The 15,576-nt window shown below is 71.2% G+C and carries 11 protein-coding genes; 7 read left to right on the forward strand and 4 right to left on the reverse strand.

Translation table 11 applies throughout. From position 1 onward, the window contains the following. Positions 1 to 77 precede the first annotated feature (77 nt). The 3 genes from J7U37_RS07110 to ftsE all read right to left on the reverse strand — a co-directional run bounded on the left by J7U37_RS07110 (position 78) and on the right by ftsE (position 2,815). Complete coding sequence (locus J7U37_RS07110; RefSeq protein WP_247635268.1) at positions 78 to 881, reverse strand: YdcF family protein; 804 nt, start codon at positions 879 to 881, stop codon at positions 78 to 80. Between the two features lie 167 nt (positions 882 to 1,048). Continuing rightward, positions 1,049 to 2,065, reverse strand: a complete 1,017-nt coding sequence (locus J7U37_RS07115; RefSeq protein WP_247635269.1) for an ABC transporter permease — start codon at positions 2,063 to 2,065, stop codon at positions 1,049 to 1,051. A 51-nt stretch (positions 2,066 to 2,116) separates the two neighbouring features. Further along, positions 2,117 to 2,815 carry a cell division ATP-binding protein FtsE gene (ftsE, locus tag J7U37_RS07120; RefSeq protein WP_200935890.1) on the reverse strand — a complete coding sequence of 233 codons (699 nt, stop codon included), beginning with the start codon at positions 2,813 to 2,815 and terminating at the stop codon, positions 2,117 to 2,119. A gap of 153 nt (positions 2,816 to 2,968) precedes the next feature. On the opposite strand from ftsE, the gene J7U37_RS07125 reads away from it, so the two are divergent. From J7U37_RS07125 to J7U37_RS07145, 5 genes are all read left to right on the forward strand, one after another. Next, positions 2,969 to 3,877: a zinc-ribbon domain-containing protein gene (locus J7U37_RS07125; RefSeq protein WP_247635270.1), complete on the forward strand. Its 909-nt coding sequence runs from the start codon at positions 2,969 to 2,971 to the stop codon at positions 3,875 to 3,877. A 12-nt stretch (positions 3,878 to 3,889) separates the two neighbouring features. Next, complete coding sequence (hpt, locus tag J7U37_RS07130; protein WP_056187887.1) at positions 3,890 to 4,459, forward strand: hypoxanthine phosphoribosyltransferase; 570 nt, start codon at positions 3,890 to 3,892, stop codon at positions 4,457 to 4,459. A 137-nt stretch (positions 4,460 to 4,596) separates the two neighbouring features. After that, positions 4,597 to 4,962 carry a response regulator gene (locus J7U37_RS07135; protein WP_056187890.1) on the forward strand — a complete coding sequence of 122 codons (366 nt, stop codon included), beginning with the start codon at positions 4,597 to 4,599 and terminating at the stop codon, positions 4,960 to 4,962. Between the two features lie 38 nt (positions 4,963 to 5,000). Continuing rightward, positions 5,001 to 6,068 carry a cysteine synthase A gene (locus J7U37_RS07140; protein WP_247635271.1) on the forward strand — a complete coding sequence of 356 codons (1,068 nt, stop codon included), beginning with the start codon at positions 5,001 to 5,003 and terminating at the stop codon, positions 6,066 to 6,068. 131 nt (positions 6,069 to 6,199) lie between these two features. Further along, positions 6,200 to 6,355, forward strand: a complete 156-nt coding sequence (locus J7U37_RS07145; RefSeq protein ID WP_156376221.1) for a DUF3309 domain-containing protein — start codon at positions 6,200 to 6,202, stop codon at positions 6,353 to 6,355. Between the two features lie 9 nt (positions 6,356 to 6,364). Here J7U37_RS07145 and J7U37_RS07150 read toward each other — a convergent pair whose 3' ends face one another. Beyond that, positions 6,365 to 7,795 carry a serine protease gene (locus J7U37_RS07150; RefSeq protein WP_247635272.1) on the reverse strand — a complete coding sequence of 477 codons (1,431 nt, stop codon included), beginning with the start codon at positions 7,793 to 7,795 and terminating at the stop codon, positions 6,365 to 6,367. A gap of 147 nt (positions 7,796 to 7,942) precedes the next feature. Between J7U37_RS07150 and J7U37_RS07155 the strand changes: the two genes are divergently transcribed. Beyond that, positions 7,943 to 13,324, forward strand: a complete 5,382-nt coding sequence (locus J7U37_RS07155; RefSeq protein ID WP_247635273.1) for an alpha-2-macroglobulin — start codon at positions 7,943 to 7,945, stop codon at positions 13,322 to 13,324. Positions 13,325 to 13,433: 109 nt separating this feature from the next. Continuing rightward, on the forward strand, positions 13,434 to 15,491 hold the full coding sequence (gene pbpC / locus J7U37_RS07160; RefSeq protein WP_247635274.1) for a penicillin-binding protein 1C: 2,058 nt from the start codon (positions 13,434 to 13,436) through the stop codon (positions 15,489 to 15,491). Positions 15,492 to 15,576: the final 85 nt, after the last annotated feature.

Here is a 15,576-nt window from a genome sequence, read left to right on the forward strand (position 1 = left end):
TGTGAAGGCTGGGACTGTGAAGGCCGGGACTGCCGCGTCCAGCCTCGCATTCGTCTTCCGACCGGGCTTCCGCCGGCCTATTGCTGCCCGCGCAGCAACAGGGGCTCCGCGACCATCTTGATCGGCTTGCCGCGCCCGATGAGGATGGCGGCCCGCGAGCGCTCAGGATCATGCTCGAAGCGGGTCCGAACCCAGGCCACGAGGAACTTCAGGTATTCCGAGGCCAGGAGCTTGGCCGAGGAGGGATGCGACCACCAGCGGTCGGGCTCAAAGCCTTCCGCGATCACCGGATAGGGTACGACGCGGTCGGCACCCATGAGCGCATGGTCGAGTTCCACCATGGTGCGGGGCATGTGGTAGTTCGAGGTCACCACCGTGACGGTGCTGAAGCGGTGCTGGCGCATCCAGCGCCGGGTCTCGATCGCGTTGCCGATGGTGTTGCGCGCCCGATAGTCGAGGTCGACGCAGCACTCGATCCAGTGGCGCTGGCTTGGGTTGAGCCGGGCGATCTCGTCGCGGCTCGTGCGCTCGTTGACGCCGGTGATGAGGAGGCGCCGCCCGTAGCCGTTGGCCAGAAGGTCGATGGCGTCACCGATGCGCTGAGCGCCGCCCGTCAGGGCCACGATGCCGTCGGCCCGTCCCTCCGGTACGCGCTCGTCGCGCTCCAGACAGGCCACGAAGGCCAGAAAGCCGCTGAACAGGGCCACTCCGCCCAGGCTGGCGGTGCCCAGGGCGGCCTTGGTGGTCCGGCTGAATCCAGCGTGCGCAGGCGGGCCGGCTTCCGGGAGCCGAGGCGGCGTCCGCCCCGGCGCGCGGGATGCGACGTCGGTCCAGGCCCATCCGAAAGCCTCGGGGGGCTTCATGGTGCCGCTGGCTGACATCCGCCTCGTCATGCCCCATAGGTAGCCCCGATTGGGGCGTTCACGAGGCAAGTATCTCCGCCTGGAAAGGTTCACGAAGGGTTAACGGGATCGGGCGGGCATGAGACAGCCAGGCGCCCGCTGTTTGCGAATTCGTGAATCGGGTCCGGCGCTTGCGGCCAAACTTCCTACGCCAGGAATCGCCGCACCGTGAGGCGCGAGACGATGCCGGTGACCACCGACGCGATCACGCCGATCAGGAGCACGCTGGCATAGCCGCGCCAGCCGATGTGGAAGGCTCCGAACAGGGCCTCGATCTCCTCGCCGGCAGGACCCGAGCGCCAGTTGCGTGACACCAGGCCAGCCAGTGCAAAGGCCGCGATGGCCGCCCCCGATCCGATGATGCCGCCGCGCAGCCCGAGTCCGAAGAACCGGCGCTGGAAGGCGCGGGCGATGAAGTCGTCGTTGGCGCCGACGAAGTGCAGCACCTCCACCACCTCCCGGTTGCCCGCCATCGCGCCGCGCGTCGCGAAGACCACGGCGAGGCCGGTCGCCACCAGCACCAGCACGACGATGCCGATGCCCACGCCCACGAACGTGTTGGCCGCCGTGGAGAGCCGGCGCAGCCACAGGGCATGATCGTCCAGGCTCGCGACGCCGGGCAGCGCCTCGGTGAGGGAACTCCGCAAGGGCTTCAGGTCCGGAGCCGTTTCGGCCAGCTTCAGCGTGACGAGGCGCGGGACCGGCAGATCCGAGAGGTCGAGGCCGCTGCCGAGCCAGGGCTCGAGCAGGCGCTCGGCCTCCCCCTTCGAGAAGACCCGCACGGCGGCGATGCCCGGGGTGGCCTTCGCCAGGGCCTCGGCGCGGGCGACGTCCGCGTCGATGTCGCGCCCGGGGCTCGGACGCACCTGGATCGTCACCTCCTGGGCGACCGTGCCCTGCCACTGGACAGCGCTCGACGCCACGATCTCGGCGGCACCCGCGCAGAGGGCTGCCAGGAAGGTCAGGATGGCGATCACGGCGGCCAAGGCCCGGCTCGCGGCTGAATCGGTCGGCACCAGGGGGGCGTTCCGGCGCAGGGTCGCGGGCAGGGGCGCGGCCCGCGAATCCGGAGGTGCCGGCGGTTTCACCGGCGGCCGGTCCCCGGTGCGGCCAGGAATCGTCGCCGCCTGGGGGGTGGAGGGTATGCCGGGATCACCCATCATGTTTCGCCCCGTCTCGCCCGATCCGCATCACCCGACCTCCTTGACCCGACGTCATGCCTCGACCGTCAGGCGCCCGTCCCCCAGGACGAAGCGCCGGGCATCGACGAGGTCCATCAGGGCGAAGTCGTGGGTGGCGATGAGCACGGAGGTGCCCAGCCGGTTCAGTTCAATGAACAGGCGCAGCAGGCGCCGGCCGAGGCCTGGGTCGACGTTGCCGGTGGGCTCGTCGGCCAGCAGCAGTTCGGGCCGGGCGATGAGCGCGCGGGCGATGGCGGCGCGCTGCTTCTCCCCGCCCGAGAGCAGGGGCGGCAGCACGTGCATGCGCTCGCCGAGGCCGACCCAGCGCAGCAGCTCGACGACCTCGGCCCGGTAGCTCGTCTCCGAGCGGCCCTGGACGCGCAGGGGCAGGGCCACGTTCTCGTAGGTGGTGAGGTGGTCGAGCAGGCGGAAATCCTGGAACACCACGCCCATGCGCCGGCGGAGACCGGTCAGCGCCTCGCTGGAGATGCCGCTGACCTCCTCGCCGAACACCGAGACGAGGCCGCGCGTGGGCCGCACCGACAGGAGGATCAGGCGCAGGAGCGTGGTTTTGCCCGCGCCCGACGGCCCTGTGAGGAACTGGAACGAGCGCGGCGCGATCTGGAAGCTGACATCGCTCAGCACCTCCGGTCCGAGGCCGTAGCGCATGCCGACGCTCTCGAACTGGACCACCGGCTCCTCGGCTCCCGAGAGAAGCGACTGCGTGTTCACCCGATCCGCCACGATCCCCCCATGATCGATCCCCGTGCGCTTCGGTTCAAAGGCCGCTCGCTTCACGGACGGTTAACCGTGTTGGCCGAGAACCGTTTGAGTCTTTTTGCCCCTGGCGGCAACTGCCATCGAGATGCGAGGCGCCGGGATACCATGCTGATCGTCTGCCCGTCCTGTTCCAGTGCGTATGAGATCGACGCGGATCGCGTCGGGCCGGACGGGCGTTCGGTGCGCTGTGCTGCCTGCCGCGAGACCTGGTTCATCTCTCCCGAGGACGTCTCCGCCGCTCTGGAAGCCGAGATGACGGCGGCCATGATGGCTGCGTCCGATCTCGGCCCCGACGCGGCGCAGAGCCGCGCCACGGCTCAGGCCGACCTTGATTCCTGGGAATCGGCTCTGGGAGCGGAGCCCGAGCCCGTCTCGGTTCCGCCGGAAGAGGCGCGCTCCCGCGGCAAGGTCAAAGCGGCTGCGCCGAAGCGGGCCGGCTCGATGCTGGCCTCGCCTGGTGCCGCCCTCGGCCTCGCGGTGGTGGTTGGGCTGGGGCTCGCCGTGGTGGGGCGCGCCACCGTCGTCCGGGCCATGCCGCAGAGTGCGGGTCTCTATGCCCGCGTCGGGCTTCCGGTCAATCTGCGCGGCATCGCGTTCCGCGACGTCGTCGCATTTCAGAACCCCGGCCAGAGCTCTGGCGACGGCGCCCAGGGCCAACTCGTGGTCGAGGGCGACCTCGTCGGCATCGCCGCCGAAGCCGAGGTCCCGTCGATCGAGGTCGAGGTCCGTGACGGACGCGACCAGCCGCTCTATCGCTGGCGCATCGCCCCGCCGCGCCCGGTCCTGGAGCGGAGCGAGACCGCCCGCTTTCGCGCGAGCCTCTCGGCACCCCCGGCCCAGGGCCGCTCGGTCCGCGTCCACTTCGCCGCCGCCGAGTCTGAGGGCGCCAAGTCCGGGGGCACCGAAACCGGGGGCACCGAAACCGGGGCTGTCGGGACCGGCGCTACTGTCCCCGGCGTCGCTGTTTCCACCGTGCCGATGGCGAAGACCGGTGCCGGCGCGCCGAGCCCGTGATAAGGAGCGCGCATGACCAGTCCTTCCCGACGCGTCCGCGTCCTCTTCGACGAAACCGCCATCGCCCGGCGCACCGAGGAACTCGCGGCCGCCATCGCCGCCGCCAACCCTGAGAATCTCCTCGTGGTGGCGGTGCTCAAGGGCAGCTTCATGTTCGCCGCCGATCTCCTGCGGGCCCTGCACCGGGTCGGGCTGGAGCCGCAGGCGGAGTTCGTGCACCTGTCGAGCTACCGCACCGCCACGGTCTCCTCGGGCCAAGTCGAGATCCTGCGCGACGTCGAGAGCGAGGTACGCGGGCGCGACGTGCTGCTCGTCGACGACATTCTCGAATCAGGGCGCACCATCGTGTTCGCCAAGGACCTGCTGATGGCGCGCGGCGCCAAGCGGGTGCTGACCGCCGTGCTGCTGGAGAAGCCGGGCAAGCGCGCCGTGACCATCGATGCCGATTTCGTCGGCTTCACCTGTCCGGACGTCTTCGTCGTCGGCTACGGCATGGACGTCGCCCACGCCTACCGCCAATTGCCCTTCGTCGGGCTCGTCGACTACGACAGTCGCGAGCCCGACCTGTTCGGCGGGACGTGAGGCGCCGCGCACGCGCTCACGGTGAAACTGAAACAATTTAGCTCTTAAAGCTTTCGCTGTGTCCACGCGTCCCTTGACAGGGCGCGTCGGCCCTTGCGTGACTGACGGCCCGGACCTGAGAGAGACATAGACGCGCGATGGCCCGCATCCTCCTGGTGGATGACGAAGAGACGGTACGGGGTTTCCTCAAGCGGGGCCTCGAGATCGACGGCCATGCCGTTGTCACGGCCTCCGACGGCAGCGACGGACTCGATCGGCTGACCGAGGCGGACGGCGCGTTCGACCTCATGCTCACTGACATCCGCATGCCGCTGATGGACGGCATCGCCCTGGCCCTGGCCGCCAAGCGCGACTTTCCCGACCTGACCATCCTGCTGATGACCGGCTTTGCCGACCAGCGCGAGCGCGCGCGGGGGCTCGACGCCATCGTGACCGACGTGCTCACGAAGCCGTTCTCCCTGGCCGACCTGCGCTCCACGGTGAACCGGGCGCTGGCCGCCTGAGACGCATCGGGTCCGCCTTCTTCCTCGGAGTCCCGTGCATGGCCCTGCAGTCCGACCGTTCCTCGCCCGACATCCTCTCGGCCATCGGCGCCACACCGCTGATTCGCCTCGCGCGCGCCTCCGACGAGACCGGATGCACCATCCTGGGCAAGGCCGAATTCCTCAATCCCGGCCTGTCGGTGAAGGATCGGGCAGCGCTCTCGATCGTGCGTGATGCCGAGGCACGAGGGCTCATCCGCCCGGGTGGAACCATCGTGGAGGGCACGGCCGGGAACACCGGCATCGGCCTGGCGCTGGTTGCCGCGGTGCGTGGCTACCGCACGGTCATCGTGATTCCCGAGACGCAATCGGCCGAGAAGAAGGAGACGCTGCGCCTCGCGGGTGCCCGTCTCGTCGAGGTGCCGGCGGTGCCGTTCGCGAACCCGAACAACTACGTCCATGCCGCACGCAGGCTGGCCGAGCGCTTGGCCGAGACCGAACCGGGCGGCGCTTTCTTCGCCGATCAGTTCGACAACCTCGCCAACCGGCAGGCCCACGTGGAGACGACGGGTCCGGAGATTCTCGCGGCGACCGGCGGCTCCGTTGACGGCTTCATCTGTGCGGCCGGCACCGGCGGTACCCTTGCGGGAACCGCGCAGGCCCTGCGCGCGGCCAAGGCCACGGGGAGCGGCATGCCGGGTGTGCGGATCGGTCTTGCCGATCCGGAGGGTTCTGCCCTCTACGCCCACTACACCACCGGCACCCTCAAGGCCGAGGGCTCCTCGATCACGGAGGGGATCGGCCAGGGCCGAATCACCCGCAATCTCGAAGGCTTCACGCCGGACCTGTGCTTCCGCATCCCCGACGGCGAGGCCCTCGACATCGTCTTCCGGCTGATGCGGGAGGAGGGCCTGAGTCTTGGCGGATCGTCGGGCATCAACGTCGCCGGGGCGATCCGGATGGCCCGGGCGCTCGGGCCGGGCCACACCATCGTGACGATCCTGTGCGACGGGGCCGCACGCTACGCCTCCAAGCTGTTCAATCCCGCTTTTCTGGCCGAGCGCGGTCTTCCGGTCCCGGATTGGCTGAGCGCTTCATCCGCTCCGCTCCCGGATTGGCGGGCCTGACTTCCACGCCGGCAAAAAACCTTGCGTTTCGAGGAATATGCCGCTGTGCGCGTTGAACGGAATCGCTACGGCGACGTTTGTACGGTCAAGCTCAAGCAATTCCGGTTGGGCGCGTGACGGAGTTCCCATCCATGACCCTGACCACCATTCTGCTTATCGTCCTGATCCTGATCGTTCTCGGCGGCGGCAACTTCCTCGGCGGCGGCGCTTACCGTGGACCGAGCTTCGGACTCGGCGGTCTGCTCATCATCATCTTGATCGTGCTGCTCGTGACCGGACGACTCTGAGAATCCCGCTCACGGCTGGCACGTGATGGCCACCATCGCGCCCGCCAGGGCCGCGACGGCTTCGCCAAGCGTGCCGGCCGCCTTCGGCGGCGGTTCGGTCCGCACCCCCGCGGCGCCGAGGAAGGTCGCGAGCGCGTCGTCCCGCACGAGCCCGTAGCTTGCAGGCGGCATGATTCCGGCGATGAGGCGCGGCTGTTTCGGAACCGTCGCGACGAGCCCCGTGAGCGTGCCCGCACGATCCAGGACCGGCGCGCCCCCGGCGCCGGGCTGCAACGGCGCGGAGATCCGGCCGCCGCCCGGCCCGGAGTGGCCCGGGGCCACCAGGACGCCCCCCTCGGCATCGACCACCAGCGCCACCAACCCTTCACCGTCGGCGATGGCACCCGTGTGCACGCTCGGAGCGAGCGCCGCCCGCCCGGGGAGCGGACCCGTTTCCAGAATCATGAGATCGGCCGTGCCGACGGGGCTCGGCCGCGTCGGCAGGCCCGCGATCATCGGCGCCCCGCAACCCTCCAGCGCCGCCGCGCTGGTGAGGACCCGTCCGGGCGCCACGACGAAGCCCGTCGCGGTCGGAACCCTTCGGCTGCCCAGCGCGGGGGGCGGGCTGGGTGACGCAACGACCGTCTCGGCCGGAGCGGGTGCCGAGGCGGGAGTCACATCCGGGAAGGGCACGAAGCTGTTGGCGATGGCGATGGAGAGGCGATCGACCTCCCCGGACAGGGCCTTGTCGTAGCCCAGAGTGAAGCCGCGCAGGCCCGCTTCGCCGGCGGCATAACGGATATAGGATCTGCCGGTCCCGGTCTCGGCGGTCACCACCAGGAAGTCGGGCCGCAGGAGCTTGTAGGTGATCCGCCGGTCCGCACTCGGCGCAGTGATGCGGGCGAAGACCGCTTCCAGCCCGGTCTCGCCGGCCGGATAGGACTTCGTCTCCAGCGTGATGCGCCCGTCGGCACTCTGCCAGCGGGTGCCCCCGGATTGCGGCGTCCGCTTCGGCAGGATGCGCTCGGGCACGCCGAGCACGACGCCGCTGACGGGATCCGACTTCACGACGAAGCGGACGGCCGCCCGCGCCGCAGCCCCCTCCTTGAGCAGGGCGGCGCGTCCGGTCGCATCCGGCAATCCGGTCCCGCCGCTCCGCTTCGCGTAGGCCAGGAACGCCTCGTAGCTGCGCCGCCCGAACGTGCCGTTGACCACGCTGTTGTAGTCGCCGGTCCAGACCAGCGCGTCCTGCAGACCCTTGCGCTCGGCCTCCGGCAGAGCCTCGAACGCGGTCCGCGCCGCCTCGAAGGCGGGATCGGGGGCGGGCGCGCTCGGCTTCACCCGGGCGAGCGCCGGGGCCGGCGGCGTCTGAGCCAGAGCCATCTGGACGGAGGCCAGGGCTGCCGTCAGGGTCATCACCCATCCGGTTCCGTCCCGGATGGTCCGATCGCGTCGCATCATGGCCGGGTCGCGTCTTCCCGATGAGAACCCATCCGGTGTGGCAGAGGCCGCGCTCGAATTCCAGGCCGTTGCGGCCGATGCGCGAAGTGCTACGGTTCCGCCCGGGACCGGTGCGACGTACCGGCCTCCGGCGAACGGGGTGGAAACATGGCGGGATCATCCGGATACGGGCGCTCGCCCCGATCTGTGGTCGGGATCTCGGGCCTCGTGCCGGTGCTTGCCCTTGCCGGGCTGCTGGCGCTGCCCGCCCAGGCGCAAGTCCAGTCTCAAGTCCCTGGTCAAGGGCAGGGATCGACGGCGCGCACCGCAGCCAAGGTCTTGCCCCGGGCTCCGCTGGCCAAGGGTTTTCAGCGCGACGACCTCGCCAGCGACGGCGTCCGCCTCGAATCGACCCTGACGAGCGAGGCAGGACATCCCCGGCCGGACACCAAGTCCGCGGTGATGGCACGCACTGAGGGCGAGACCCTGATCGAGGCCGAGAAGCCGGCGGAGGCCCTGAAGCCTCTCGCGCGCGCGGTGGCCCTCGAACCTGGTGGATCGGCAAATTGGCTCACCTATGCGCGCGCCGCGAGCGCGGTCGGCAACGACGAGCGGACCGGTGACTACGCGAGCCGCCTGCGCCTGCGCCGCAACGCGCGGGCCGCCGCCTACCAGGGCTACCTGCGGGCGAGCAGCGCGGCGGCCGAAGCCGAGGCGCTCGCGACCCTCGGCGAGGTTTACGCCGCCGAAACGGAGTGGCGCCCATCGCTCGAGGCCTACCGTGCCAGCCTGGCGCTCGCCGACGCCGCGGAGGTGCGCGAGACCTACGAGGGCCTTCGCGCCGAGCACGGCTTCCGCATCCTCAACTACACCGTCGATTCGGATGCGGCCGCGCCGCGGGTCTGCTTCCAGTTCTCGGAAGGCTTGGCGCCAAAGACCGACTTCACACCCTTCATCGCCGTCTCGGGCGCGGCCAACGCCGCCGTCACCGGCACCGGCCAGCAGGTCTGCGTCGATGGGCTCAAGCACGGCGAGCGCTACGCCTTCGTGGTGCGCTCCGGGCTCCCTTCCAGCGTTGGAGAGACCCTGCTCAAGGCCGCTGATTACGAGGTTTATGTCCGGGACCGCTCGCCTCAGGTCCGCTTCACCGGACGCAACTACGTCCTGCCCCGCACCGGTCAGGCCGGCGTGCCCCTGGTCTCGGTCAACGCGGCCAAGATCGACGTGGAGGTGCTGCGGGTCGGCGACCGGGGGCTGCTGCCGTCGTTGCGGGCCGAGGACTTCCTGTCGCAACTCAACGGGGCCACGGCGCGGACCATCGCCGACCAGAAGGGCCAGCGCGTCTGGAAAGGCGTCCTCGAGACGGCCAAGGCGGAGCTGAATCAGGAGGCCGTCACCGCTTTCCCGGTGCTGCAGGCGGTCGGCAAGCTGGAACCCGGCATCTACATCATGCTTGCCCAGCCCTCCGGCACCACGGCGTCCAACGACGAGGAGGGCGGCTACGACCAGCAGGCGACACAATGGTTCGTGGTCTCGGATCTCGGACTCACTGCCTTCAAGGGCCGCGACGGCGTCCACGTCTTCGCCCGCTCGCTGGCCTCGGCCGACGTGGTGGCCGGCGCCGAAATCCGGCTGGTGGCGCGCAACAACGAGGTCCTGGCGGTCGCCAAGACCGACCGCCAGGGGCACGTCGCCTTCGCGCCGGGCCTCGCGCGCGGGGAGGGCGGGATCAGCCCGGGCCTCGTGGTGGCGCAGATCGGCGACGATTACGGCTTCCTCGACCTCAACCAGTCGGCCTTCGACCTCACGGATCGCGGCGTGAAGGGACGCCCGCAGCCCGGCGCCGTCGAGGCCTATGTGTTCCCCGAGCGCGGGGTCTATCGCTCGGGCGAGACCGTGAACCTCACCGGTCTTCTGCGCGACGCGCAGGGCGCCGCCGTGCCGGAAATTCCGCTCACGCTGGTGGTCAGGCGTCCCGATGGCGTCGAGTACCGGCGCGCCCAGGTGGCGGATGCGGGTCTGGGCGGCCGCGCCCTGGCGCTGCCCCTCCTGGCCGGCGCGCAGCACGGCACCTGGCGGGTGGCGGCCTATACCGACCCCAAGGCGCCGGCCATCGGTGAGGCGAGCTTCCTGGTGGAGGATTATGTCCCCGAACGCCTCGACGTGACGCTGTCGAGTGCGACGCCCACCCTGACCAGGGGCGCCCCCGCCACCATCGACGTAGCGGCGCGCTACCTTTACGGCGCCCCGGGCGCCGGGCTGGAGGTCTCCGGCACCGTTCTGATCCAGCAGGCGGCGACCAGCGGGATCAAGGGCCTGGAGGGCTTCTCGGTCGGCCTCGACGACGAGCGCGTGGAGGCCTCCTCGGCCGAGATCGATGCCCGTGCCACCACCGATGCGGCCGGCAAGGCCCGGCTCGTGGTGCCGGTCCAGGCCCTGGCCGCCCCGCGCCCCGTGGAGGCGAGAATCACCTTGCAGGTCGGTGAGCCGGGCGGCCGGGCCCTCAGCCGCAGCCTGACCCTGCCGATCCTGCCTGACGCGCCGGTGCTCGCCATTCGGAAGGGCTTCTCCCGCGACCTGACCGAGGGTGGCGTCGCCGGGTTCGACGTGGTCATGGCCGCTCCCGACGGGCAGCGCCTGACGCAGAAAAACGTGGCCTGGACGCTCCAGCGCGTCGAGAAGAGTTATCAATGGTACCGCGAGGGCGGGCGCTGGTCCTTCGAGCCGGTGATTAGCACCCGCCGCGTCGCCGATGGCCGCCTCGACCTCATCCCCGACGCGCCGGGCCGCGTCAGCGCCACGGTGAGCTACGGCACCTACCGGCTGGAGGCGAGCGTCCCCGGCCGGCCCGCCGCCACCGCGAGCGTGACCTTCACGGTGGGCTGGAGCGGGGGCGAGACGACGGATGTGCCGGACCTCCTCGACCTGCGCCTCGACAAGGCGGCCTATGCCACCGGCGAGACGCTCCACGCCCGCCTGCAGCCGACGTTCAAGGGACAGGCGACTCTCGCCGTCGTCAGCGACAAGCTGCACGCGCTCCTCACCGTCGACGTGCCGGCTGCCGGCACCGCCGTGGACATTCCCGTCAAGGCGGAATGGGGCTCCGGCGCCTACCTCGTCGCCACCGCCTACCGGCCTCTCGACCAAGCGGCCAAACGCCTGCCGGGCCGGGCGCTCGGTGTCGCGTGGTTCGGGGTCGACCGGGACAGCCGCACCCTCGGCGTCACCCTCGAGGCGCCGGCGAAGGTGCGCCCGCGCGAGACCCTGACCCTGCCGATCCGGCTCGCAGGCCTGAACGCCGACGAGGAGGCCCGGGTCACCGTGGCCCTTGTCGATGTCGGCATCCTCAACCTCACCCGCTACGAGGCGCCCAACCCGTTCGGCTATTTCTTCGGCCAGAAGGCCCTCGGCCCCGAGATCCGCGACCTCTACGGATACCTGATCGACGGCATGCAGGGGACGCTCGGCGCCATCCGCTCCGGCGGCGACGGGGCTGCGGCCGAACTCGCCGATTCGCCTCCGACGCAGGCGCCGCTGGCGCTCTATTCCGGGCCCCTCACGGTCGGCCCCGACGGCCGCGCCAGCGTCAGCTTCCCCCTGCCGGCCTTCAACGGCACCGGCCGGGTGATGGTGACCGCCTGGAGCCGGACCAAGGTGGGCGCCGCCCAGGCCGACGTGATCATCCGCGACCCCGTGGTCGTCACCGGCACCCTGCCGCGCTTCCTCAATGTCGGAGACCGCTCGCGCTTCCACGTCGCCATCGACAACGTCGAAGGGCAGGCCGGCGACTACACCGTCGACCTCGACCTGACCGGCTCCGTGCTGGTCGGCGCCGAGGCCATGCACAAGACCCTGCGGCTGGAGGCGGGCGCCAAGGACTCCCTGGTGATCCCCATCACCGCCGCCGGACCGGGCCCGTCGCGGATCGACCTCACGCTCTCCGGTCCCGGCCTGCCCAAGGGCGTCGGCCAGAGCTTTGCCCTGACCATCGGTCCCGGCACGGGGGCGCTCGTCCGCCGCTCCGTGCAGAGTCTCGAACCCGGCGCGTCCCTGCGCGTCTCCGACGAACTCCTCGCCGACATCCTGCCCGGCACCGGGACGGTCTCGCTCTCCGCCTCGAACCTCGCCGGCATCGACGTGCCGGCCCTGCTCCAGGCGCTCGACCGCTATCCCTACGGCTGCTCCGAGCAGACCGTCAGCCGGGCGATGCCGCTCCTCTACGTCAACCGCCTCGCGGCTCAGGATCAGCTCGGTCAGGATCAGCTCGGCCTCGACAAGGCCGACGAGCGCGTGCGCCAGGCGATCGAGCGCGTGCTGTCCCGCCAGAACGCGGCCGGTGATTTCGGCCTGTGGTCCACGGACGGCGCCAGCGACACCTGGCTCAACGCCTACGTCACCGATTTCCTGACCCGGGCCCGCGAGCGCGGTTTCGCCGTGCCCCAGATCGCCTTCGCCAGCGCCCTCGACCGCCTGCGCAACGCGGTCGCCAACACCACCGAGGTCGGGGACGGCGGCATGGACATCGCCTATGCGGCCTACGTGCTGGCGCGCAACGGCCGCCCGGTGATGGGCGACCTGCGCTACCTCGCCGACACCAAGCTGGCCGCGTTCGCGACTCCCCTGGCGCGCGGACAGATCGCGGCGGCCCTGGCGTTGCTGGGCGATCGGGGCCGGGCCACCAAAGCCTTCGCTTCGGCGATGGCCGGCTTCCGGGAGACGGCGTCCACGATTTCGGCCTACCGGCCGGATTACGGCTCGCGCCTGCGCGACAGCGCCGGTCTGCTGGCGCTGGCCGCCGAGACGGGCTTCGCCCGCGACAGCGTCCAGCCGCTCGGTGCCATCATCTCGGCCGAGCGGGCGACCGGACGACCGACCAGCACGCAGGAGGATGCCTGGATGGTGCTGGCTGCCGAGGGCATGAGCGCGGACTCGGACAACCTCCGTTTCACCCTGGACGGCAAGCCGGAGAGCGGCGCCCTGGCGCGCAGCTACCGCGCCGCCGCCCTGGAGGGAAAGCCCGTCACCCTCGTCAATGCGGGCACCCAGGCGGTGCAGGCGGTGATCGGCGTCAGCGGCAACCCGATCGCACCGGAACCGGCCGAGGCGCGGGGCTACACCATCGAGCGGCGCTACCACCGCCTCGACGGTTCCCCGGTCGATCTCGCCCAAGGAATCCACCAGAACGACCGCCTCGTGGTGGTGCTCACCGTGACCGAGGCCAAAGCCAGCGCCGGGCGCCTCCTCCTGGTCGACCGGCTGCCCGCCGGCCTGGAGATCGACAACCCGAAGCTCCTCGATGCCGACGCGCTCACTGGTCTCGCCTTCGCCAAGTCGGATGTGGCTCCGGTCCACACCGAGTTCCGCGACGACCGCTTCGTGGCCGCCTACGAGCGGACCCCCGAGCAATCGGCCTTCTTCCGGGTCGCTTACACGGTGCGGGCTGTCTCGCCCGGCACCTACGTCCACCCGGCCGCCACCATCGAGGACATGTACCGGCCGGAGCGCTTCGGGCGCACCGGGTTCGGCGCGATGACGGTGAGCGCGAAGTAGGGCTGTGCGAAGTAGGGCCGTGCGAAGTCCGTCTGTCCCGGAGGCGCGCCTCAAACCTCCCCCGCAGAGGGGGAGGGGTTTTCTGCGCGCCGCGCTCGGAGCATTTGCGGTGATCGTCTTTGGTGCGATCTCCGTCTGGCGCTTCATCCAAACCCTCCCGCCCCTCGACCTGACGCAGGCCGAGCTCCGCTCCACGGTAGTGCTCGACCGGGAGGGACGCCTGCTGCGCCCCTTCGCCACCGCCGATGGGCGCTGGCGCCTGCCGGTCACGGCACCCCAGGTCGATCCGCGCTACCTTGCCATGCTCACCGCCTACGAGGACCGGCGCTTCGCCTCGCATCCCGGCATCGACCCGGCCGCGACGCTCCGGGCCGCGTGGCAGTGGCTGGCAGCGGGGCGCATCGTCTCAGGGGGCTCGACCCTGTCGATGCAGGTGGCCCGCCTCGTCGAGCCGCGTTCCGAGCGATCGCTTCGCGCCAAGCTGCGCCAGATGGTGCGGGCGGTTCAGCTGGAGCGGCGCTTCGGCAAGGACGGGGTGCTCGATCTCTACCTGGCGCTCGCCCCCTATGGCGGTCCGGTCGAGGGCCTGCGGGCGGCGAGCCTGGCGTATTTCGGGCGCGAGCCGGCGCGGCTGTCCTTCGCCGAAAGCGCGCTCCTCGTTGCCCTGCCGCAGGCGCCGGAGGCGCGACGGCCGGACCGCTTTCCCCAGGCGGCCCGACGGGCCCGCGACCGGGTCCTCGCCATCGCGGTGGCGCAGGGCGTGATCACGGCGGCGGAGGCGCAGGCCGCCCGCGCCGAGCCGGTGCCGGCCTCGCGAAAATCCTTTCCGATGCTGGCGGCCCACGCGGCCGAGGCGGCGCATGCCGTCGATCCGGCGGCGCGGGTCCTCCGCCTCACCCTGGACGGACGCCTTCAGGCCAGCCTGGAAACCCTGGCGACCGAGCGCGCCGCATCCGTCGGGCCGGGAATCTCGGCGGCGATCCTGGCCCTCGACAACCGCACCGGCGCGGTGCTGGCCCAGGTCGGCAGCCCCGGCTACCTCGACGCCAGCCGGTCCGGCGCCATCGACATGACCGGCGCGATCCGCTCGCCGGGGTCGGCTCTCAAGCCCTTCATCTACGCACTCGCCTTCGAGACGGGACTTGCTCACCCGGAAACTCAGCTGGACGACCGCCCGGTGCGCTTCACCGGCTACGCCCCCGAGAACTTCGATCTCGGCTACCAGGGCACCGTGACGGCGCGGCGCGCCCTCCAGCTCTCCCTGAACGTACCGGCGGTGGATCTGCTGGAGGTGGTCGGTCCGGCCCGCTTCATCGCGCGGCTGCGGGCGGCGGGCGCCCGCATCGAGCTGCCCCGCGACACCGCGCCGGGCCTGCCGGTGGCGCTCGGCGGCCTCGGCATCACGCTCACCGACCTTGCCCGCCTGTTCTCCGGCCTCGCCCGGCAGGGACTGGTGCCGAACCTGACCCGTCGCCTCGGCGAAGCGCCGGTCGAGGTGACGGCTGAAGCCCGCATCACGGAAGGCGTCGCCGCCTGGTACGTCGCCGACAGCCTGCGGGGGGCGCCGCCGCCCGAGAACGCTCTCCCGAACCGGATCGCCTACAAGACCGGCACCTCCTACGGCTACCGCGACGCCCTGGCGGTGGGCTTCGACCGGCGCGTGACCATCGCGGTCTGGGTTGGACGGCCCGACGGCAACGCCGTGCCGGGCCTCGTCGGCCGGGTGGCGGCGGCCCCCATCCTGTTCGACGCCTTCGCGCGCTTCGGCGGCGAACCCGACCCGGTGCCGATGCCGCGCGAGGCGCTGGTGACCACCACCGCCGGCCTGCCGCCGCCCCTGCGTCACATCCGGCGCGACATTCCCAAGACCCTGTCGGCCGCGTGGGGCGCCACCCTCAAGATCGCCTACCCGCCGGACGGCGCCCGCATCGGTCTCGGCCTGTCGGAGCCGGATCCCGTTCCGTTCGCGAGTCCCGACCAGAAAGCCAGCCTCGCCCTGAAGGCGCTCGGCGGCGTGCCGCCCCTGACCTGGATGGTCGACGGCCTGCCGGTGGCGGGCGGCCCCCGGCGCCAATCGGCTTGGGAGCCGGAGGGGGCGGGCTTCGCGCGGATCTCGGTGATGGATGCCACGGGTGCGAGCGACAGCGTGATGGTGCGGATCGAGTGACGCGCCCGTCCCCACTTCAAGCCGGAGACCGATCGGGCCCCTGGTCGGACGGAAACCCGCCCCTACCTGCGGGCGACGGCGCGAA

Source organism: Methylobacterium sp. 37f, assembly GCF_023093475.1.
Classification (GTDB): Bacteria; Pseudomonadota; Alphaproteobacteria; order Rhizobiales; family Beijerinckiaceae; genus Methylobacterium.

Bases quoted from the DNA above. Each gene is read 5' to 3' on its own strand.
- J7U37_RS07115 (WP_247635269.1), bottom strand. From the start codon at position 2,065: ATGATGGGTGATCCCGGCATACCCTCCACCCCCCAGGCGGCGACGATT.
- J7U37_RS07110 (WP_247635268.1), bottom strand. From the start codon at position 881: ATGTCAGCCAGCGGCACCATGAAGCCCCCCGAGGCTTTCGGATGGGCC.
- J7U37_RS07145 (WP_156376221.1), top strand. From the start codon at position 6,200: ATGACCCTGACCACCATTCTGCTTATCGTCCTGATCCTGATCGTTCTC.
- J7U37_RS07155 (WP_247635273.1), top strand. From the start codon at position 7,943: ATGGCGGGATCATCCGGATACGGGCGCTCGCCCCGATCTGTGGTCGGG.
- J7U37_RS07135 (WP_056187890.1), top strand. From the start codon at position 4,597: ATGGCCCGCATCCTCCTGGTGGATGACGAAGAGACGGTACGGGGTTTC.
- J7U37_RS07150 (WP_247635272.1), bottom strand. From the start codon at position 7,795: ATGATGCGACGCGATCGGACCATCCGGGACGGAACCGGATGGGTGATG.
- hpt (WP_056187887.1), top strand. From the start codon at position 3,890: ATGACCAGTCCTTCCCGACGCGTCCGCGTCCTCTTCGACGAAACCGCC.
- J7U37_RS07140 (WP_247635271.1), top strand. From the start codon at position 5,001: ATGGCCCTGCAGTCCGACCGTTCCTCGCCCGACATCCTCTCGGCCATC.
- J7U37_RS07125 (WP_247635270.1), top strand. From the start codon at position 2,969: ATGCTGATCGTCTGCCCGTCCTGTTCCAGTGCGTATGAGATCGACGCG.